This is a genomic window from Idiomarina sp. X4, assembly GCF_002808045.1.
Classification (GTDB): Bacteria; Pseudomonadota; Gammaproteobacteria; order Enterobacterales; family Alteromonadaceae; genus Idiomarina.
Genome location: NZ_CP025000.1, coordinates 521665 through 543617 on the forward strand (window position 1 = coordinate 521665; position 21953 = coordinate 543617).

At 49.4% G+C, this 21953-nt stretch carries 16 protein-coding genes; 6 read left to right on the forward strand and 10 right to left on the reverse strand.

Annotation, left to right across the window (positions count from 1 at the left end; genetic code table 11):
• The first annotated feature begins 91 nt into the window (after positions 1-91).
• Positions 92-985 carry a mechanosensitive ion channel family protein gene (locus CWC33_RS02610; RefSeq protein ID WP_232709827.1) on the forward strand — a complete coding sequence of 298 codons (894 nt, stop codon included), beginning with the start codon at positions 92-94 and terminating at the stop codon, positions 983-985.
• Between the two features lie 117 nt (positions 986-1102).
• On the opposite strand, the gene CWC33_RS02615 is transcribed toward CWC33_RS02610, so the two are convergent.
• Positions 1103-3808 (reverse strand): TonB-dependent receptor domain-containing protein, encoded by a 2706-nt coding sequence (locus tag CWC33_RS02615; RefSeq protein WP_100690656.1) that lies wholly within the window; start codon positions 3806-3808, stop codon positions 1103-1105.
• Positions 3809-3880: 72 nt separating this feature from the next.
• Positions 3881-5461 (reverse strand): hypothetical protein, encoded by a 1581-nt coding sequence (locus CWC33_RS02620; RefSeq protein WP_100690657.1) that lies wholly within the window; start codon positions 5459-5461, stop codon positions 3881-3883.
• A 196-nt stretch (positions 5462-5657) separates the two neighbouring features.
• Between CWC33_RS02620 and CWC33_RS02625 the strand changes: the two genes are divergently transcribed.
• On the forward strand, positions 5658-6500 hold the full coding sequence (locus CWC33_RS02625) for an MBL fold metallo-hydrolase (protein ID WP_100690658.1): 843 nt from the start codon (positions 5658-5660) through the stop codon (positions 6498-6500).
• Between the two features lie 22 nt (positions 6501-6522).
• On the opposite strand, the gene argH is transcribed toward CWC33_RS02625, so the two are convergent.
• The 5 genes from argH to argC are packed head-to-tail and all read right to left on the reverse strand — an operon-like array spanning position 6523 to position 12315.
• Entirely contained in the window at positions 6523-8385 is a 1863-nt protein-coding gene (gene argH, locus CWC33_RS02630; RefSeq protein WP_100690659.1) for an argininosuccinate lyase, read from the reverse strand.
• Positions 8386-8388: 3 nt separating this feature from the next.
• Positions 8389-9600 (reverse strand): argininosuccinate synthase, encoded by a 1212-nt coding sequence (locus CWC33_RS02635; protein ID WP_100690660.1) that lies wholly within the window; start codon positions 9598-9600, stop codon positions 8389-8391.
• Complete coding sequence (locus tag CWC33_RS02640) at positions 9597-10547, reverse strand: ornithine carbamoyltransferase (RefSeq protein WP_100690661.1); 951 nt, start codon at positions 10545-10547, stop codon at positions 9597-9599. Before CWC33_RS02640 ends, CWC33_RS02635 begins: the two co-directional genes overlap by 4 nt.
• Before the next feature lie 2 nt (positions 10548-10549).
• A complete protein-coding gene (gene argB / locus CWC33_RS02645) occupies positions 10550-11293 on the reverse strand; it encodes an acetylglutamate kinase (RefSeq protein WP_100690662.1) in 744 nt (247 codons plus the stop codon).
• Complete coding sequence (argC, locus tag CWC33_RS02650) at positions 11290-12315, reverse strand: N-acetyl-gamma-glutamyl-phosphate reductase (RefSeq protein ID WP_100690663.1); 1026 nt, start codon at positions 12313-12315, stop codon at positions 11290-11292. Before argC ends, argB begins: the two co-directional genes overlap by 4 nt.
• Positions 12316-12410: 95 nt before the next feature.
• Here argC and argE point away from each other — a divergent pair, with 95 nt between their 5' ends.
• Together argE and CWC33_RS02660 are read left to right on the forward strand one after the other, a co-directional pair.
• Complete coding sequence (gene argE / locus CWC33_RS02655) at positions 12411-13571, forward strand: acetylornithine deacetylase (RefSeq protein ID WP_100690664.1); 1161 nt, start codon at positions 12411-12413, stop codon at positions 13569-13571.
• A 76-nt stretch (positions 13572-13647) separates the two neighbouring features.
• Positions 13648-15273: a methyl-accepting chemotaxis protein gene (locus CWC33_RS02660; RefSeq protein WP_100690665.1), complete on the forward strand. Its 1626-nt coding sequence runs from the start codon at positions 13648-13650 to the stop codon at positions 15271-15273.
• Between the two features lie 38 nt (positions 15274-15311).
• On the opposite strand, the gene CWC33_RS02665 is transcribed toward CWC33_RS02660, so the two are convergent.
• Both CWC33_RS02665 and CWC33_RS02670 read right to left on the reverse strand, forming a co-directional pair.
• Complete coding sequence (locus tag CWC33_RS02665) at positions 15312-16706, reverse strand: HipA domain-containing protein (RefSeq protein ID WP_100690666.1); 1395 nt, start codon at positions 16704-16706, stop codon at positions 15312-15314.
• On the reverse strand, positions 16693-16965 hold the full coding sequence (locus tag CWC33_RS02670; RefSeq protein WP_100692254.1) for a helix-turn-helix domain-containing protein: 273 nt from the start codon (positions 16963-16965) through the stop codon (positions 16693-16695). Before CWC33_RS02670 ends, CWC33_RS02665 begins: the two co-directional genes overlap by 14 nt.
• 324 nt (positions 16966-17289) lie before the next feature.
• Between CWC33_RS02670 and aceB the strand changes: the two genes are divergently transcribed.
• Together aceB and aceA are read left to right on the forward strand one after the other, a co-directional pair.
• Positions 17290-18873 carry a malate synthase A gene (gene aceB, locus CWC33_RS02675; protein ID WP_100690667.1) on the forward strand — a complete coding sequence of 528 codons (1584 nt, stop codon included), beginning with the start codon at positions 17290-17292 and terminating at the stop codon, positions 18871-18873.
• A gap of 43 nt (positions 18874-18916) precedes the next feature.
• Positions 18917-20254, forward strand: coding sequence for an isocitrate lyase (gene aceA, locus CWC33_RS02680; protein WP_100690668.1), 1338 nt, complete (start codon positions 18917-18919; stop codon positions 20252-20254).
• On the opposite strand, the gene aceK is transcribed toward aceA, so the two are convergent.
• Complete coding sequence (aceK, locus tag CWC33_RS02685) at positions 20238-21932, reverse strand: bifunctional isocitrate dehydrogenase kinase/phosphatase (RefSeq protein WP_100690669.1); 1695 nt, start codon at positions 21930-21932, stop codon at positions 20238-20240. The two genes, aceA and aceK, sit on opposite strands and share 17 nt — an antisense overlap.
• Positions 21933-21953 lie beyond the last annotated feature (21 nt).

Sequence of the window (21953 nt, forward strand, 5' to 3'; positions counted from 1 at the left end):
CAGGATGAGGGAGTAAAAATGAGCGCGCAATGTACGTGTTTTTCCCGTAAATTACAAAGAAAGATTCACAAATAGGTAATTGATGATGCAAATGTCCTGGACAGACCTTTCTAACAATATTGGTAAAATTTGGAATACCGAGCTTTGGAAGTCTGGAGAAGCTCAAATTCACCTCAGTCAGGTAGTCATTGCGCTAACGCTTATCATTGTTGGTGTTATTGTTATTCGCTGGGTTGGTTCCCGACTCGTCAAGCGAGCACTTAGCTCCGGCAATGCATCGCAGAATACCGTTTTTGCGTTTCGCAAATTATTTTCCGTTCTTGCCTATGTCCTTATCGTTCTTATTGCCCTTCCCGTTGCAGGCATTCCAATTACCATATTTGCCGTGCTTGGCGGTGCATTAGCCATTGGTGTGGGTTTCGGCGCACAAAACCTGCTCAACAACCTCATTTCGGGCATGATTTTAATCGCTGAGCGCCCTATTCGCATTGGTGACATTGTCGAGTTGGAAAAAGAGCGCGGTCGGGTAGAAGAAATAGGTAATCGGTGCGTGCGTATTCGTCGTTACGACGGTGTCCACGTGTTGGTTCCTAATAGTTACTTTTTGGAGCAACGCGTTGTTAACTGGACACTGGTTTCCGCAGATATTCGTTCTGTTGTGACAGTCGGTGTCGCTTATGGGTCGCCCGTTGAAAAAGTGCGTGAACTATTGCTGCAAGCGGCAAGCGAGCACGAGCAAGTATCCAAAGACTACCCTGTTGAGGTCATTTTTGAAGACTTTGGAGAGAGCTCCCTGGTCTTTAACGTCTATTTTTGGACCAGCGTCCACCAGCCTATGGATATTCGTCGTATTCAGTCTGATGTGCGATTTAAGATTAATGGTTTGTTAAATACAAACGACATTGTTATTGCCTTCCCACAACGCGACGTGCATTTGGATACGTTAAAGCCGTTGGAAATCAAAATGACCCAATCGGACGCATAAAAAAAACGCCACTTCAAATGAAGTGGCGTGCAATTACAACAATAACAACCAGGGATTACTTCTATCATCTAACCTGACGTAAATAACGTCAGGCTACAGCTTGGCTCGTCAGACTACTTAAAATTCGTAGCTGTAACTCAAGCTAATGACAGTTCCTACTTCTTTACTACGGACTAAAATGCCCGATTGGTTCACTTCCTGATCTTCACCCAGCAAGTTTTTCACTTTTAAGCCAATCTTTGAGTTGAAGTTCGGATAGTAGTTGTAAACCAGATCCAGGGAGTGGAACGGTTGTTCATAAGCGTCATCACGACCACCGACACCAGCAGCCAGAATGCGCTCACCAAAGACGTTATACACCAACGAGGTTGAGTGCTCGCCGTTTGCTGAGTCATAGTTCAACTGGAAGTTCGCGACGTATTCTGAATGACCGGTCATGCGCTTTGTTGGGTTCGTTAAGTTACCTGCCAACGCCGGGTCAATCGACGCCTCGGAATCACTCCAGGTTAAGTTACCGGAGGTGAAGAAGCCGTTCGCCAAATACCCTAAGTCGTGCAACCACTCAAACTCAACGCCGTACACTTCCGCCGACTCACCGTTCACATACGTTAAGGTGTAGTCTTCATCGCCGACACGAAGTACCGACTCAATCGGGTTCGAAATGTCCTTATAAAACGCTGCCACCGTATAGTTGTCGCCGTTATCTGCATAGTATTCAAAGCGTGCATCGTAGTTTTTTAAGTCACTGCTTTGCAGACCAGCCGTACCAAAGGTACGAATGTCAGTCACCGGGTCGTAGTAAGCCACCGGCACGGTTTCACGCAGATCCGGGCGGACAACCGTTTCACCATAACCAAAGCGAAGCTGATAATTGTCGTTCGCCATGTAGGTTAATGACAAGGCGGTATAAACATCGTCTTCCGAAATCGAACTATCGACAACGCGCTGAGGATTGAAGTAGTTATTCAAGTCCTGCTCATCAAAAATCAAGCTCGAGGTCGCCAAAGACACCTGTTTAAAGTCTTCGTAGCGAAGACCGCCGCTGACGCGCCAGGTATTGTCGAATATCACATCAAATTCACCGTAGTACGCGTCAATCTTCTGCGCCGCTAAATAGTCATCAGCGTTAGGTGCCCCCGGCTCACGGAAGGTAATACGAAAATCGTTTTCGTCGATGACCTCATCCGTCAAATAACCAGTCACCCCCAACACATTATCTAAGTCGTCCAGTACCGACAGGCGTGAACCCGAAGCGTTATCCAGACTAAAGCGACTAGTACTGTAATAGCGAGCCTTGTCCATAAAGTCGTAACCGGCTTTCAATTCCAGCTCAATACCGGACAACATAATTGGCAGAGAGAAATTACCGCCGTAAGACTTCACGTTGTCTTCCATGTCAACGAACTGGAAAATCGCCCGGTTGTCATCACCGGTGACCCGAGTCTCAGAGAAGGTACCGTCGGTATTATAAATATCATCAAAGCGATACGACACCTCGGTTGGAATATCCGTTTCCGCTTTTGACTCTGTGTACTGCCAGTCAAAGCCAACACCCCAGTAGTCCATGAAGGTGTGTTGCCCACGGAATTGGTCTACATCCAGAACACGTTCTTCATACTTGAATTCATGCTCTCGGTTAGCAATGCCGGTTCCGGCGATGGTCTTTAAGTTACTGCCGTTGGGGCTTTGCTTAATACCGAACTCGGACTCATCCTCTGAGTCTTCCAGATAAATTTTGGTGTAGCTGACGTTGTGGGTATCGAGCTGATAACCCGCTGTGAAGAAGCCGTTCAAGCGTTCCGTTTCTGTGGTTACAGTGGTTTCCGACAAGGTGTTGTAACAAGAATTCGACACATCTTCGGCGGTTTCAAGCGAGGTTGAACAGCCTGCTTCCGCGTTATTACTAATGACGGCATTACGACGCGCTGACGCATCCCAGTCATTGTCGTACGACGCTGCAGCTAACACACCGAAAGTACCGCCGAACCAGGACTCATCAAAGCTGTTACCCAAGGTCGCTTTTAAATCAAAGTTAGGGTCTAACGACTCTTTTTTAAGTACCATGTCACGCGGCAACTGCTTCGCTAACGACGCATTAATGGCACGCGCCTGATCACCGGCACTGGTGCCGTTACCGGTTAATCCGTCGGTATTAATAATATTACGCAAGCTAAAATCGCCTTCGTAAAGACCAATCGCGCTTTGAATACCTTCGGGAATACCCGAGTCGTTACGGTTATAGGTGTAACCTTCGTCGGCATTGCTGTTGAAACCCACACCCGCTTCTACGCTAAAAACAAAATCATTTGGCAGAGAGCGTGTGCGAATGTCGATGTTACCGCCACCAAAAGCAGCCGGCATTGACGGTGAAAACACCTTTTGTACCGCCATGCTTTCGATAATGGTCGACGGAATAATGTCCAGTGGCACCACATTGCGGGTTAAGTCCGGGCTGGGAATACTGGCACCGTTAATACGGGCACTAGAATAGCGTTCACCTAAGCCGCGAACATAGATGAATTTGCCGTCAACCAACGTCAAACCGGTGACGCGACGCAAAGCGGAAGCCGCGTCGCTGTCACCTGAGCGGGACAATTGCTCCGCACCTAAAATATCCGCTACGAAAGCCTGATTCTTACGTTCTTCAACAACCGCAGCGGCACTTCCCTGCAAGCGACTGCCGGTAGTCACCACTTCTTCAATGGTCGATTCACGCTCGATGTCAGCGTCTTCAGCTTGCTGAGCCAAGGTTACCGGACTGGTAGCGACCAGACCTAATCCAACCGCCAATGCAACAGGCTTGAGTTTGTAGTGATTTTTCATAACCAACTCCTACACTAAAATCGGAAAATAGGCGCAACCTGTGTGCGCCTATTCATTGACCTGCAACTCAACTTAGTCCTGCTCAGAGGCGGTTACGGCATTGTCTACCCACTGATACCATTCAGAGCTGGTGTCGTCGTTCGACAATGCACCGATGAAGTCAACCGCGGTAAAGAAGTCGTCATTCAGTCCGGTTAAGTCATTTGCCGTAATCGTGATAGATGACGACATGTCAGTTGAAATACTGTCATCGTTCAGTACCGTTGCTGAACCGTCCAGAATTTCATTCTCGCTACCGTTTTGATACCACTGAGTATAAGTTTCACCGTCAGCGAAGGTGTTATCGCCGGTGTTCACGAAGTTGTTGGTACAGGCCAGTACTGAGCTGTAGAAGTCCAAACCATCGTTATCAACACCCGCTTCACCGTCTGACGTAAAGAAGACACAACCGTCATCTGCCGTACCGTTTTCTTTGATTTTCAGCACGTTGTACATTTGACCCTGGAAGTTGTCGTCAAATTTAGTCGCAATTGACGGGTCGTTGTCGCGCACAGACGTGCCGTCAGTGGTAATAATGGTCACGTTAGCAATGGTTGGGGCAGAGGCCGGTGCTTGCGAGTAGTCCGGTCCATTGTTTTTCTCACCGTCAGCTTCAAAGCCACCGTTGCCCATGTAGTTAGTCTGGCCGTCTATCGTCACAGTGCCATGTTTAATGAAAACAAACTGTGCACGTCCCTGCCAGCCGGCGTCCATGTCTAAAGAGTCGTCCTGAGTATCCGTTACGACAATGTTTCTTAAGTCAGCAGCGCCACCGAAGAACTCAATACCGTCATCGAAACCCTGGTGGATGTGAATGAATTCGTAAGAAGAGCCAGAACCTACTGCGTTCAGCGTTAGTGAGTTCAAGTCGTCGCCATCACCGCCATCACGAGGACCTGAGCCTGCGTACCAAATTTGTGCGTACTTCATTGAGCCGCTGTCGTCAGTGTTGTCGTTACCGCCGTAGAAGCTGACAATCCCTTCCGACTCACGGTTACAGGTACCACCATCACGCTCTGCATCCGTACACTCGTTGGTAATACCGTTACCGTTAACGATGATGCCACCCCAGTCTGCGTAGCGCGGAGCGTCGCCTGATACGTTTAAACGGTCAAATTCATTGGCCGAGGTAAATTTAATCGGCTTATCAAACGTACCAATAGCATTCAGTTGCGCACCGCGGGCAATCTGAATAATGGCTTCGCCGGAAGTGAATGCTAAAATCGCTCCCGGCTCAACCGTCATCACCGGACCGTTTTGATTAATCTCACAACCCGTCGTGGTGTCACAGTCTTCACCAATCTGTAAAGCGCCTTCAAACACGTGTACACCGCCGTCAGGCAACTCATCAAACGTAATATCTTCCGTAATTTCTATCGTTGCACTGGCAAAGTCAGTATCGTAGGAGCAGTCCTGACCATCGTATTCACCCTGAACGTCTGCATAGGTTGCACATGGATTAGATGAACCGCTGTCACCGCCCCCGGTATCACCGCCGGCATTCGAGCCACCACCATTATTCACGGTTGGCGTCACGTTAATATCGCCACCGCAACCGGCTAATAGAAGTGCTGTGGTCACTGCAGATATCTTAAATAAGGTATTGAATTTCATTGGGTTCTCCCGACTTCTTCGTGTCATGTTGTGATTTAAGTCGGGAGCAGATTAGGACGCTTGCATGACAGGATTGTGACAACACAAAAGTGTCACAAAATGTTCACGATTTGGTAACCAAAACGCGTGGTGATGATCTTTGCACTTGTTGAATAAGTAACCTATATCAGTAATGACACATCAACGAGGAAAAGTTATGCGTAAGCTTTTAGTAAGCGGTTTACTGGCGGTGTTTGCGCTGCCAGCCACAGCCGATCGTTTCGAAGACGTCACCATTGAACATAATGAAGTGGCGGACAATATCTATATGCTGACCGGTGCCGGCGGCAATATTCTGATGTCTTCCGGCAGTGACGGCGTGTTTATGATCGACGACCAATATACGCAAATGTCAGAGCGCATCGCCGATAAGGTCAAAGAACTCAGCGGCGAAGACGTGAAATACATTCTGAACACTCACTTCCACGGCGACCATGTCGGCTCGAACATGTGGTTTGCCAGTAATCACGGCTCAACAATATTCGCTCACGACCACGTGCGCGACCGCTTAAGCAATGACGACAGTTTCGAAGCAATGGGTCTGCCGGCGATCACTTTTGACTCGGGCATTACGTTTCACTTTAACGACGACACCATTTACGTGTTTCACTTGCCGGCCGGACATACCGACGGTGACAGTGCCGTCTGGTTTGAAGACGCGAATGTTTTGCATCCGGGCGACTTATTCTTCAATAAACGCTTCCCGTTTATTGATCTGAAAAGCGGTGGCGACGTGGACGGTTACATCGCCAATGTCGAGCAGTTACTCAACCGTATTACTGACGACACGGTGATTATTCCCGGCCACGGTCCACTGGCCAATAAAGCCGATTACGAAAGCTTTTTAAACATGATGAAAGAAACAAAAGCTGAAGTTGACGCCATGAAGCAGAATGGCATGAGCCTTGAAGAAGTCCAGGCGAAAGGCCTTAGTGACAAGTGGGCTGACTGGAGTTGGTCATTTATTAACGAAGAGCGCTGGATAGCAACGCTCTACTGAGTTTTAAGTAACCGTAACCTGACTAACAAACCGAACGGAAAATTAACTGTTCGTTCGGCTGCTCAAGGTGATACTCCATGGCCAGCTCGTCGCAGTTGGCCAGCCTTGGGCAAATCTCACAGTCCTTCATGACTTTTTCCGGCAAGGTGTCTTTCGAGCAATAGCGAAAACCTTGCTGTTCAAAAAAGTCCGGCACCCGGGTCAGCACTATCACTCGGTTTAGCTGCAACAGGCGGGCTTTTTTCAATAAGTAAGCCACCAGCATACGCCCCTGACCACGCACCTCGGTTTTAGGGTTGACTCCTAACGAGCGAACTTCCGCTAAACCTGTGGTGTAGATATACAATGACGCACAGCCCATTACCTTACCGTTCACTTCAGTCACCGCAAATTCGTTAATAGAATGCACGATATCGTCTTTCGCCCGTGGCAGGTTCTCACCGGCTCCAGCCCAGTGCTGAACTAAGTCTAAAATCGCGCCAATATCACTTAAGTTCGCGTCACGCACCTGAATTTTCTGTTGCTGCTGCGCCGCCTTTAACGCTTCATTCACCCGCTGCGGCGAGGTTCCACCCAGGGCGCAGCGTTTATCCAGTAACGCGTCCAGCGTCAGCCAGTCATAAACGTCCTGCTCAATCACCGGCGCCACTGCCTGAAAGGCTTCCAGTGACATATCTTCCAATGGCTTTTTCGCCTGAATGGCTTGTTGCACCAGTTCACCAACGTTGTGATGCGCCTGCCGAAAAGGAATGCCTTTGGATACCATATAGTCCGCGAGCTCAGTCGCATTGGCATAACCGCCTTGCGCAGACTTACGACAAGCCTCCTGATTAACCGTCAGACCATTCAGGGTCGAGGTCACCATCGCCAGTGATGCCTGCCAGGTGGTAAAGGCATCAAACAGCCCCTCTTTGTCTTCCTGCATGTCTTTGTTGTAAGCCAGCGGCAGTGCTTTTAAGGTCATCATTAAGCCGGTTAATGAACCCACCACCCGGCCGCTTTTACCGCGCACCAACTCCAGCGCGTCCGGGTTTTTCTTCTGCGGCATCAGTGACGATCCCGACGTCACGTTATCGGCCAGCTCAATAAAACCAGCTTCCCCGGAGTTATAGAAAATTAGGTCTTCCGCTAAGCGCGACAAATGCAGCATCGACAACGACGCGGTGCTTAACAGCTCCACCACAAAGTCACGGTCAGATACTGAATCCAGACTGTTGCGCGTTGCTTCACTAAAACCCAACTCGCTGGCGATGGCTTCACGGTCGACCGCATAGGCTGTGCCTGCCAGCGCACCGCAACCTAAAGGGCTTTTATTGAGCCGATCAGTGGCGTCTTGTAAGCGGTCACTATCGCGCTGCAGCATTTCTACATAAGCTAAGCACCAGTGTGCCAGCAATACCGGTTGCGCCCGTTGGAGGTGCGTATAGCCCGGTATCACGGTGTCTTTTTCACGTTGCGCCAGGTTCAGTAATGCCTGCTGAGTCTGCTTCAGTGACTGCTGCAGAACACCAGCCTGCTCCCGGCACCACAAGCGTAAATCGGTGGCAACCTGATCATTACGGCTGCGCCCGGTGTGCAGTTTCTTGGCTAAGTCACCCACCTTAGCTATCAGCGCTGCTTCCACAAAAGAATGAATGTCTTCGTCGCCACCAACAGCCACTGCCGCAGGGTCTTCTCGCACTTCACTGAGCAATTCATTCAATGCCTGCTGTAACTGCAGACATTCATCATGGTTTAACACGCCAACCTTGTGCAGCGCATTCGCCCACGCTTTCGAGCCGGTAATGTCCTGCTCAGCCAGCACATAGTCAAACGGCAGCGAATCATTAAACTGCTGAAATGCGGCATCGGGTTCCGCCGCAAAACGTCCACCCCATAGCGCCATAACCTACCCCTTTTGCTGCTTCTGTAGCGCCGCTATCCGGCTGGGAAGAGAGAACAACCGAATAAAGCCTTCGGCGTGCGCCTGGTTATAGACTTCGTCCGCACCAAAAGTCGCAAAGTCTTCGCTGTATAAGCTATTCGGAGAACGCTTCTGCACCGCAGTGACTGAGCCTTTATAGAGCTTCAGTACTACCTCACCGCTGGCGGTCGAACACAGCGACTGCGCCGCGCTCATGACCGACTGCTGCAATGGGGTAAACCAGCGGCCGTCGTACAACAGCTGTGCAAACTGCTCGCTCAGTTGCGCTTTCCAGCTGCGGCTGGTTTTATCCAGTACCAGCTCATCAATCGCCTGTAACGCAGCCATCATCACCGTACCACCGGGAGTTTCGTAACAACCACGGCTTTTCATGCCCACTAAACGGTTTTCGACAATATCCACCCGCCCGACACCATGCTTAGCGGCAATGTCATTCAACACATTCAGGCATTCAAAAGGCGACAGTGCCTTGTCATTCACCGCCGTGATGTCGCCATTTTCGACCGTAACGGAAACATATTCCGGTTTATCCGGCGCTTGCTCTGGCGATGTCGTCATGGTCCAGACTTTATCCGTAGGCTCACACCAGGGGTCTTCCAATTCCCCGCCTTCGTGCGAAATGTGCCATGCGTTAGCGTCCCGGCTGTAGATTTTGGTCGCCGACGCCGAGCACGGGATATTCCGCTCGGCCAAATAATCGAGCAGAGACTCTCTGCTGCTCAGCTCCCACTCCCGCCACGGCGCAATCACTTGTAAATCAGGCGCTAATGCGGCGTAGCAGGACTCAAAACGCACCTGATCATTGCCTTTACCGGTACAACCGTGCGCTAGCGCATCGGCACCCACTTTGCGAGCCACTTCAACCTGAGCTTTAGCGATAATCGGACGCGCCATGGCCGTGCCCAATAAGTAAGTGCCCTCGTAAATGGCCCCGGTCTTGAGTGTTGGGTACACGTAGCTCTTCACAAACTCATCTTTTAGATCAACCACGTGGCATTCGGATGCACCGGACGCTTTGGATTTCTCTTCCACGCCTTCCAGCTCCTCTGCTCCCTGTCCCACATCAGCCACAAACGCCACAACTTCGCAGCCATAATTTTCTTTTAACCAGGGCACAATGGCCGATGTGTCCAGACCGCCAGAATAGGCCAAAACGACTTTTTTAACGTGACTCATGAGGCTTTCTCCATAGATTCTGGCAGTACTGCTGCCATTGGGTTTAATAACAGGGTTAATAACGCATTTTGTGCGTAAAGCCGGTTCTCAGCTTGCTGGAAACAGCGAGACAGTGGACCGTCCATAACATCGGACGTGATTTCATAGCCGCGATGCGCGGGCTGGCAGTGCAACACCGAAGTGGCGCCACTTTGCTCAACCAGCGGCGCGTTAATTTGATAGGGGTGGAAAATCTCATGGACCGCATCCAGAGGTTTGTCATCTCCCATGGACACCCAAGTGTCGGTGTAGAGCGCATCGGCATCTGCCACCGCAGTAATGTCGTGCGTCACCACAATATTGGCGTCGCTCTTCTTCGCCAAAGCCTTGGCTTTTTTCACAAGGTCCGCATTGGGCTCATAGCCTTTCGGACAAATAACGGTGCAGTCGGCACCTACTGTGGCAGCGGTTAGCATCAGTGAATGCGAGACATTATTACCGTCACCTAAATACACCAGTTTTAGCCCTTTAACCTTGCCGTACTGCTCCTGCAGCGTCAAAAAGTCCGCCAACGCCTGACAAGGATGAAACTTGTCGCACAGACTGTTCACCACAGGAACGGAAGCGTGCTGCGCTAATTCTTCTAAGGTACGATGGGACATCACCCGGGCGACAATGGCATCGGCCCAGCAAGAGAGGTTGCGCGCGTAATCCGCCACCGTTTCACGCACGCCCATGCCCTGCCCCTGCTCATTTAGGTAGACGGCATGACCGCCCAGCTTTTGCAAACCAATATCAAAGGACAAGCGAGTGCGAAGGCTAGGCTTTTCAAATAAGGTGACCACGCTTTTACCGGCCAGTGCGTGTTGGTATTTTTCGGGGTGGTCTTTTTGCGCTTGCGCTAAAGCCAATAATTGCAATGTGTCAGCCGGAGAAAGCTCCAGCCCGGATAAACAATGTTTCATCATACTTACTCACTAATCTGTGTGCCTGAAAAGGGGTTATTCATTACATTCCAACTGCCAATTCGCACACATCGTCGTAAGCGTTTTGCGGCGCTCAGCGCCCCGCGCACTTTTACCTCCATGCCGTCTTTAATCACTCCCGCCTGGGTCAGTTGCTGAATAGACTCTGAATTGAGATGGCTTAAAGGGCTTCCGCTGCCGTCCAGAACTGCTTCAACGTCGGTTATTAACAGCAAATCGGCATTGTAGGTGGCAGCGACGGCCACAGCGGCATCATCCGCATTGACATTGAGCCACTCGCCGTTTTCGCCAAAGCCGATAGAGCTGATAATAGGTAGGTAACCATGCATCAGTAAGTCGGCCAACAACGCAGGCACCGGCTCCGTACTTGAAACCTGGCAAAGACCAACCTGACCTAAGTTTTCAGACTGTCGAACACAGTTAACCCCCGCTTCATAAAGCGTCAGTCCAATCGGTTTTAAGCCTGAGGCAATCGCCTGTTTCATTAAGATTTTGTTGGCCGCGCCTGCCAGGCCACCCACTATATAGGGCATGTGCGGCTCCGGACTGACCCGTAAGCCGCTTTGTTTTTCACTGTGCAAACCAGCGGTGCTCAGCCACTGTTGGACCAGCGAGCCGCCACCGTGAACCAACACGATTTCATCCTCGCTTTGTTTCAGCGACTGAAACAGCGCATTTAGATCTTCTGGTTGTTCCAGCAGGCTGCCACCGAGTTTAATCACCTTCATAGCAAGCCCTCCTCAACCGACACTCCCAGTTGCAGGTTGATGCACTGAATGGCCTGGCTCGCCGCGCCCTTCAATAAGTTATCAATCGCCGACAGCACAATCAGTTGATTCCCCTGTCGATGCCAACCAATATCGACAAACGGTTGATGCTCAACGTTTTTTATTGCTGGCCGACTTTGCGCTTTTACCCGCACCAGCGGTTGCCCGGCATAGCACTGATACGCGCCTTCTATTTCGGTGTCGGTGACTTGCTCGTGAAGATTCGCATAGACGGTCGCCAGTATGCCTCTGGGGAAGTTCGCCAGGTGCGGTGTAAAAAGCACATTTTGTTGTAACTGCTGAGCTATTTCTGGCGTGTGCCGATGATTGAATAGCCCGTAAGCCTGCAATGACAGCTCTGCACCATGAGTATTGAGTGATGCTTTACGGCCCGCACCGGTTACACCCGAAACGGCATTTACAATCACTTTTTCGTCGGTCAGCAAGGCTTTTTGTTTTAGCGGAAGCAACGCCATTAATGCAGCGGTTGGATAACAGCCCGGCACCGCAACCAGCTGTGCGGTCGCAATATCCGCAGCGTGCCATTCGGCCAGACCATACACCGCTCTGCCTAGCCAGTCCGTGTGTTTATGATCAAAGCCGTAGAAGTCGGAATACTGGTTTACGTCGTGCAGCCGAAAGCCACCAGACAAATCAATAACCTTGAGGCCGGCCTGCAAAAACTCTGGGGCTAACGCGACACTCACAGCGTGATCCGTGCATAAAAATACCGTGTCCGCTTGTTCAATAATCGCCGCTTTAGCAGCGCCCGATAAAGGCTGCAACGGCATACTCAAACAATGCGCATACTGCGGATGCAAATCACCGAGCAACTTGCCGGCATCGCTGCTATGCTCAGACACATAACAGCCGATAAGCACTAACGCAGAGTGCTGATTGACCAGCCGAGTGAGTTCGGCGCCAACATATCCACTGGCCCCGATAATGGCGACTGATTGTGAATGAGATGTTTGATACTGCATTAAAAAACCATTGCTGTTTTTGATTAAAAATGCACAATAACCGAATAAATATATTTATGCAATAATACTGAATAATTATATTGAGGATCCTGTTTATGACTGCTCAGGCTTTACCGTCTTTTTTTTCCATGTATCAGCAGCTTATTGCGCTGCCATCCATTAGCGCGACCGATCCTAAATGGGATACCAGCAACAAGAAGGTCATTGACTTATTGGCAGAATGGCTGGAATTACTGGGCTTTGAGTGTGAAATTAGCGAACTGAAAAGCCAGCAGGGAAAGTACAATTTACTGGCGCGGCGCGGCGCCGGTAGTGGCGGATTATTGTTGTCAGGGCACACCGACACAGTGCCTTACGACGCCAGCCGTTGGAACTTTGATCCCTTTACGTTAACCGAAAAAGATAACCGCTGGTATGGCCTTGGCAGCATCGATATGAAAGGCTTCTTCGCTTTTGTCTTACAGGTGTTGAGTGACCTGGATGCTAGCAAACAAAGCCGACCCATTATGGTTCTGGCTACCGCTGACGAGGAAACCACCATGAACGGCGCCCGTGAGGTCAGCCGTTTCTCTAACCTAAAACCCGATTACTGTATCATTGGCGAGCCCACCGATATGCACCCCGTGTACGCACACAAAGGGCACATGAGTGAGGTCATTCGTATTACCGGGCGCTCCGGTCATAGCTCTGATCCGTCATTAGGTATTAACGCGATAGAGCTGATGCACGAAGTCATTTCTTCACTCATGAAATTAAAACAAGAATTTAAGCATAAATATTCAAACCCAAGCTTCACTGTACCACAACCAACGATGAACTTCGGGCACATTCACGGGGGCGACAACGCCAATCGTATTTGCGGCTGCTGTGAGCTGCACTTAGACGTGCGCCCACTACCCGGACTGTCAGTCGATGAGCTCTACGCGCATTTGCACAAGGCCACGGAAAGTATTCAAACCCGCTACCCTGGCTCAATCGAATTGATATCTCTGCACCACCCGATCCCGGCATTTGAGCAAGCGCCCGACTCAGCACTCGTGCAACTCGCTGAAAAAGTCTCACAGTCACAAGCACGAGCCGTAAACTACTGCACCGAAGCGCCTTTTCTGCAAGAGTTAGGTTGCGAAACGTTGGTCATGGGTCCCGGTTCAATTAGGCAGGCTCACCAACCCGATGAGTACTTATTAACCGAAACCATTGAACCCACTCAGGAAAAGCTAAAAAAGTTATTAAAAAGCTATTGTTTTTCCAACTAGCTGCCGATACAAACAAGCAGCATCATTGATTTAGATTAATGCCAGGTCGTTTAAACGTTAGTAAAAGGATCATCACATGTTACGACAGTTTTCTATAGGTACCAGAGCCATTGGGGCATTCGGTCTAATCGGCGTATTCGTTATCATTCTTGGGCTGTTTGCTCTCAATAGAATGGGCGCCATTGCCGATCGCATGCATGTTATTACCGACAAGCAAGTGCCTGCAGTGGAGAAAGTCAATGCACTAAATAACGAGTTTCTTTACGTCAACATATACTCAGCTAACGTTTACACCTATTTAAACGACCCTGACCGTCTGCAACGCTACTTAGATAGATTAGATTCAGCTTCGGCCAGTTTAAAAGAAGCCCAGGAAGAATACAGTTCTCTTATTGAAGACCCTGAAGCACGAAAACTGTTTAACGAGTACAAAGCGCTTGATAAAAAATATTGGCAGCTCAACAAGCAGTTTTTGGAGTTAGTTAATGCAAAACTTCCTGATGTTATTGCATCCCTACGTGAAAACTCATTAATTCCGTTAAGCACAGAAATATCAGCGAAATTAAACCAACTTCAGCAGCGCGAAATGGCGTTAATTAGTGATGCCGGCGATAATGCAACCAGTGTGTATGAAAGTGCCAACATCGCTGTCATCATTGCGATTATTGCGGTCGTCTCGTTACTCATTTTCTTTGCTATTATGATGACCAAAAGTGTCGTCAGCCCAATATCCGCCGCTGTGGATTTTGCAAAAGTCATCGCTTCTCGCGACTTAACTCAAACCATAGACGTTGTCGGCAACGATGAACCGGCTCAGTTACTGAGACAATTGATTAAAACTCGTGATGAATTGCGCGAATCCATCAGTACTATTTCTGAGTCTTCCGAACAGCTGGCGTCAACCTCTGAAGAATTAAGCTCGGTGACACAAGACTCAACTCGCACCATTCAGCAGCAAACAGAAGAACTCGAACAGGCAGCGACTGCCGTTAACGAGTTGACTACCGCTGTCGAAACCGTTGCTCAGGATGCACAAAATGCGTCGGAAGCGTCTGAAGAAGCCAACCGTCAGGCACAACAAGGTGACGATAGAGTTCGCCAAACCGTCAGAGCCATCGAAGAGTTGTCACAAGAGATTGGTGACTCGTCGAGTAACGTTACTGAACTTGCAGAGAAAGTCACCAGCATTACCAAGGTACTGGAAGTTATTCGTGGTATTGCCGAACAAACCAACTTACTGGCACTTAACGCAGCCATTGAAGCCGCTCGCGCTGGTGAATCGGGTCGAGGCTTTGCGGTGGTTGCCGACGAAGTGCGTTCATTGGCTCACAAGACTCAGCAGTCAACCGTTGAAATTGAGGACATGGTTAAGGCCATTAACGAATCCAGCGACCGCTCTGTATCAACCATGGAGAAAAGCATGGAACGAGCGACTCGCACACTCGATGTGGCTCGTGAAGCGGGCGAAGCATTGCAACTTATTGCAACCGCTGTCAGCGAAATCAACAACCATAACACCTCCATTGCCAGCGCCGCTGAAGAGCAGGCCAATGTGGCTCGTGACGTTGATAAGAACCTGGTCAGTATTCGCGACCTGTCTAACTCAACCGCATCGGGCGCCGAGCAGACCAATGCCTCAAGTGATGAGCTCTCGCGCCTGGCAGTTGATTTGAGCGAATTGGTTAAACGTTTCCGAGTTTAGCAACCACCGATAATGTAAGAGAGGGCTAACGCCCTTTCTTACACATACTTCTCCATCTCAGGTAACCCTGACAAACTTTCCTGAAGCCATTTCGATTCGTTTGCGATTACGTACATACAGCGCTCGATATGCGCTTTCTCAACATCGTTAATGGCGCATTGAAACACCTGCTCTTTTGCATTATCTATAGAGCCCAACACAGATTGTAATGTCTGCTGCATTAGCAGCTGTAAGCGCGTCACAGGCAAGCCTACGGTTTTTGCAAGGTCTGCCAACATATAGCTGGTTGTCGGCTTGCTAAAGTTGCCTGCGTTACCGGCATCGTATTCACCTATAGACATGGCGAAGACCTGAGGAATTTCAGGCGAAATACTTTCTGCCTGCCCCACCTTTCTTCTGGCCTGAAGCTCTTGAATACTGGCTTCGACATTCACTAAATCGTAAAAAGGCGCAAGCTCCAATCCGTTTTTACCAACGAAGTAACTGATATTTTTACCGTGAGCATCGTAATTAGCCGTCAATAAATTAAAGGTCATCCACTTGACCAACGCCGTCTGGTAAGCAAGCACGTTATTGGTGCGTACTGAAAACAATTTAGGAAAAGACACACCGTCACGAATGTAAATGCCGTCGCCCGTATCGCCAAATTGCCGTTCGTACTTATAGGACGGCGGTAGGTTAAGGGCCTGGCAACCATCAATAACATGCCGCCGGCGAACACGCCTACGCTCAGCATCAAAATGTCGGTCAAACCTGTTAACAACCAGAGTCGGCGTCTCACCATAGCGCCGGAAATCAACTTCTGGCACGTTGAGCCCAGATAATTTCGCCAATATCATCGTGAAAAACTCATTCACGGCAATACAGGGCACCCGACCCGTTTCGAATTTAAAAATACGATTAGAGGCCAACTCGCCTTCAGCAAAGCCGAGTTCGTGATCGCTTTCAAATAAGTTCAGTTTGTCCTGTACTCCAGCTACGGATAAACGAGTCTTGCCGTCCCAATAGGTAATAGGCTCAGCCGCTGACTTTGCTCTTTCGAGCTTTTGAGCAAGTTCGTTATTAGAAATAGGCCGTAGTAGCGTCTCACCCACTGTTTGTCCTGGCGGACGGAACGACAAAGCGCCTGAGGTTTCCTGACCAATCGCTCGTATAAGCCCAAATGTATTATTCCGGGATACCGTTGTGTTTAATACGAGCTCATCTAACCCCTTACCTTCAGGCAACAGGTTTTGAAGGTAGCTGTGAACATCACGCTGCCCGAAGTCGCCGCTCAAAGGCAAATGTGGCGATATCGCAAAACCATTAGCTTGCCATTCGCTATTGTAGGTAAAAGCAAGCTCGCGCTCCGTGCCGGAAACTAAGCTAAGCTCCGCAATTTTTTGCTGTGTGCCAATATAAACATCGAGCGTGTGTTTATCAGAACCAGTCATTGCCTGGCTCCCTAAGCTCATTACCTTGATGTTGTTGAGTGTCAGTCACTATTCGAAATGAAAGCCCAAGATAGTTCATGACCCTTAGTACATTAATAAAATTAACCCGAGGATCGCCCTTTTCGATTTTTACCAGAGTTTGCCTGGACATCGACAAAGTTTCAGCGACATCTACCAAGCGCAAACGCATTGCCGTACGTTTAGCGGTAATAGCCTCAGCCAGCAGTGCTGCTGAAAAAGGTAGTGTTAAGTCAGGCATAGGAGTTGGCCTGACACTTTTACCATTGGTCACTCTAAAGTTCCTTTAAAATAGAATTTAAGGTTAATATTAGACAATAATCCTCAAAAGTCAATTTAAATAGAACTTTATAGACTTGCGATTAAAAAAATCCATTTAATTCTATTATGACAGTACTTTAAAATACTGCTCAGACTCACCCCCGCTTGAATTTTAGACATAGCCTATCCCAACCTTACAATAACTTTTGTGAATAGCGTTAATTTACTGCATAAATTAGACTAATGGTGCGACCAAAGCCTATTCTGAATCCGTGTTAACAAATCAGTAACAACGGATTCAAAAATGAACAATCTATTTCAATTTAGTCAGCCGCTTGATAACAATGCGAAAACGTTATTCAGCGATGAGCATCAAGAATTTCTTGCCGAGTTGGTGGATACTTTTCAGCCTCGTTTAAACGAGCTGCTGGAAAAGCGCCAGCAACGTCAGGCTTATTACGACAGCGGCGCCCTGCCCGATTTTGACTCAAACACCCAGGACATTCGCGAAGGCCATTGGAAAATTGCCGAACTGCCGAAAGATTTAAAGAAACGTCGCTTGGAAATCACCGGACCCGTCGACCGCAAAATGGTCATTAATGCACTAAACGCAAACGTCGACTGCTACATGGCCGACTTTGAAGACTCACAGTCGCCCACCTGGGACGGCATGGTGAACGGCCAAATTAACTTGCGCGACGCTAACACTGGCGGCATGACTTACACCGACCCCAGCAGCGGCAAAGATTACAAAGTCGGCGAGAACCCGGCGCTGCTTATTGCCCGGGTTCGTGGGTTGCACCTACCGGAGAAACACGTACAGCGAAATGGGCAGGCTATTCCAGGGGCGCTCATGGACTTTGCTCTGTACTTTTTACTGAACTATCAGCAACGTCTGCAGCAAGGCTCTGGTGCGTATTACTATCTGCCGAAACTCGAGCACAGCGACGAAGCCAAGTGGTGGGCCGACGTTTTCCACTTTACAGAAGAAAAATTCAACTTAAAGACCAGCACCATTCGAGCCACAGTGCTTATTGAAACGCTGCCGGCCGTATTTCAGATGCACGAGATTTTGTACGCCTTAAAAGATCACATTGCCGCACTGAACTGTGGTCGCTGGGACTACATTTTCAGCTACATCAAAACCCTGAAAGCGCACGCCGATCGTGTATTACCTGACCGTCAGGTCGTCAGCATGGACAAACCGTTCTTAAACGCTTATTCGCGCTTATTGGTCAAAACCTGCCATCAACGGGGCGCATTGGCGATGGGCGGCATGGCGGCTTTTATTCCCAGCAAAGATCCAGCTGAGAACGAAAAAATCCTCGCTAAAGTCCACGCCGATAAGACGCTGGAGCGAGACAACGGGCACGACGGCACCTGGATAGCCCATCCCGGTCTTGCCGATACCGTTCGCGAGATCTTTGTTGATGGTATTAAAGGTGACAATCAGCTGCATGTACTGCGCGAAGACGACAATGATATTGACCAAGCGTTATTACTTCAGCCATGTGACGGTGAGCGCACTGAAACAGGCATGCGCACCAACATTCGCGTGTCTCTGCAATACATTGCAGCCTGGTTAAACGGCAAAGGCTGCGTACCAATTTATGGTCTGATGGAAGACGCTGCCACCGCAGAAATTTCCCGCACCTCTATCTGGCAATGGATCCGTCATGGCAAAAAGCTCTCGGACGGCACGCCGGTCACCAAAGCCTTATTCACGCAACTTCTGCAGGAAGAAGCCGACGTCGTAAAAAAAGAAGTGGGTAGCGAGCGCTGGAGTAACGAGCCGTTTGAACAGGCGTTGACACTGCTTGAAAACATCACCACCGCCGACGAGCTGGTCGACTTTTTGACCCTGCCCGGCTACGAACAACTCAACTAATTTCAATTCACAACATTATTAAAGAACAACAAGGAATACGATCATGACAACCACAAACTTATCATTCGCTCAGCAAGTTAAAGAGTTACAAGAGCAGTGGGACACCGACCCACGCTGGAAAGGCGTTGAACGTCCGTACAGCGCCGAAGAAGTCGTTCGCTTACGCGGCACCGTGCAACCTGAACACACCTATGCCAAAAATGGTGCAAACAAACTCTGGCAACTGATTCACGGTAAAGCTCAGGAGAAATTCGGCAAAGACTATGTGAATGCATTGGGCGCATTAACCGGCGGTCAGGCGGTGCAACAAGTGAAAGCCGGCTTACAAGCAATCTACTTGTCAGGCTGGCAGGTTGCTGCCGACAACAACTCGGCGTGCAGCATGTACCCGGACCAGTCCCTGTACCCGGTCGACTCAGTGCCTACCGTGGTTGAGCGCATTAATAACTCGTTCGCCCGCGCTGACCAAATTCAGTGGTCAAAAGGCGTAACACCGGAAGACGACAACTATGTCGACTACTTTGCGCCAATTGTGGCTGATGCCGAAGCCGGTTTTGGCGGTGTACTTAACGCCTACGAACTGATGAAAAACATGATCAAAGCTGGTGCCGCCGGGGTTCACTTTGAAGACCAGTTAGCGTCCGTTAAAAAATGTGGCCACATGGGTGGTAAGGTACTGGTGCCAACACAAGAAGCTGTACAGAAACTTTCCGCCGCGCGTTTAGCCGCTGATGTCGCCGGTACACCAACGCTCATTGTCGCACGTACTGATGCTAACGCCGCCGACTTGCTGACTTCCGACTTTGACCCGAACGACAAGCCATTCATTACCGGTGATCGTACCGCAGAAGGCTTCTATCGCGTTAAACCGGGCATTGAACAAGCCATTTCACGCGGCTTAGCCTATGCGCCATATGCTGATTTAATCTGGTGTGAAACGGCCAAACCGGACTTAGATGAAGCCCGTCAGTTTGCCGAAGCCATTCACGCAAAATACCCAGGTAAGCTGTTAGCCTATAACTGCTCGCCGTCGTTTAACTGGAAACGAAACCTGGACGACGCCACCATTGCCAAGTTCCAGCGCGAATTGGCTGCTATGGGTTACAAATTCCAGTTCATTACCTTAGCGGGCGTGCACAACATGTGGTACCACATGTTCGAACTGGCGCACGACTATGCGCGCAACGACATGTCAGCGTACGTGAAACTGCAGCAACAGGAGTTTGAAGCCGCAGATAAAGGCTACACCTTTGTGGCCCACCAGCAGGAAGTGGGCACTGGATACTTTGACGAGCTTACCAATGTGATTCAGGGCGGCGTGTCATCAGTCACCGCACTGACCGGCTCAACTGAAGAAGAGCAGTTTAAAACCTCCGCGTAAATCGCAGCTCAGCTTCATAAGGAAACACATCCGTCAGGACCCCCTCGCGGATGTGTTTTTGTATGCGCCGCCAGTAAGCCGGATCAATCAGCTCCGGGTGTCGTTTTAGTAGCGGATCCCGGTACTTAGCTTGAGGTACGGCGAACTGCGCGAGCTGCTCAGGAAATACGTCGTCCGGCGCCATCGACACTTCCCAGTCGTTTTGTGGCAACTTGCGAAAACTCATATCGGTCAGATAGCGAACTTCATCGTAGTCGTAAAACACTACCCGTTTGTGGCGGGTCACACCGAAGTTTTTCAGCAGCATGTCGCCGGGAAAGATATTGGCCGCCATCATGTCCTTTAACGCCCAACCGTATTCATCCATCGCCGCATCAATTTCGGCGTCATTGGCGTACTCTAAATACAAATTTAGCGGCGTCATGCGGCGTTCGACGAACAACTGATGAATGACTAACGTATCGCCTTCAATAGAAATAGAATTGGCAATGCGCTGTTTAAACTCCTCCAGTAAATCTGACGAAATACGCTCCAGCGGTAAGGCCACGTCGACAAACTCCAGTGTATCCGCCATACGCCCGACCCGATCGTGCCGCTTAACCATGCGATACCGATCAATGACCGTCTGTCGGCCAAATTCCTTGGTGTTGCCTAAGCGATCATTAATAACCTTAAACACATAAGGAAAAGACGGCAACGTAAACACCGTCATAACCATACCTTTCACACCAGGGGCTGCCACTAATTGGTCGTCGGTACGGCGTAAATGATGCAGGAATTCTCTATAAAATTCCGTTTTGCCTTGTTTATGAAAGCCCACCGAGGAATAAAGCTCTGCCAGCGTTTTATGCGGCATTAAGTCCTTTAAAAAACGAACCAACGCCGACGGAGACTCAGTTTCCACCATAAAATACGAGCGGGCAAAGCCAAAAATCGTCGCCATTCTGTCAGAGCGCGTAATAAACGCATCCACATAGAGCTTTCCCTGGGAGTTAATCAACACCGGCACAATAAACGGGTAATGGTTATTTTCCGTCACCACCCGACCGACAATGTAAGCCGCTTTATTGCGATAAAACGGTGCTTTTAAGACATCAATGCGTAAATTGTGGGCTTCGATATCGGTTTCAGTGGCACGTTCAAAGAACTTATCGCGCAATTGTTCAATATCGTTTTCAAAATTCTCAAACTCACCGCCTAAGCCGATATCGTCAAACACGCGGGTCAGTGTTTTTTCTAAGCCATCGACTACGGGAAAATAGGAGTGACACTCGTTTTCTACCGGTACCGGAATATGGTTCGCCAGCACGGTCTCGACAAAAATATAGTCATTATGAAAATAAGCACGATCGAACACTCGGCAAAACACCGAGTTATAAAAGGTTTCGGCAAGCTCCGCCTGCGGATGAAATTGCAATAACTGCTGATACCGTTGCCGCGTTGCCTGCCACAAAGTTTCGTCGAGCTCTTTGTCGACACGGCGCTCCACCTTTTTGGCCGTAAGCCCCACCTGATGGTCGTAGTAATGAATACGCTCGGCCGCCGCCGACACCACCGCCGTCCAGTCCCGCTTCAAAAAACGCTCACGCGCGCCCTGCGTCAATGCCTGAAAGCGCCGGTAATGCGTATGAAAGCCATCGAGAATACTACGTGCCAGTGTTTCTGAGGTTATATTCATTTATCTTCTACCAATAAATAT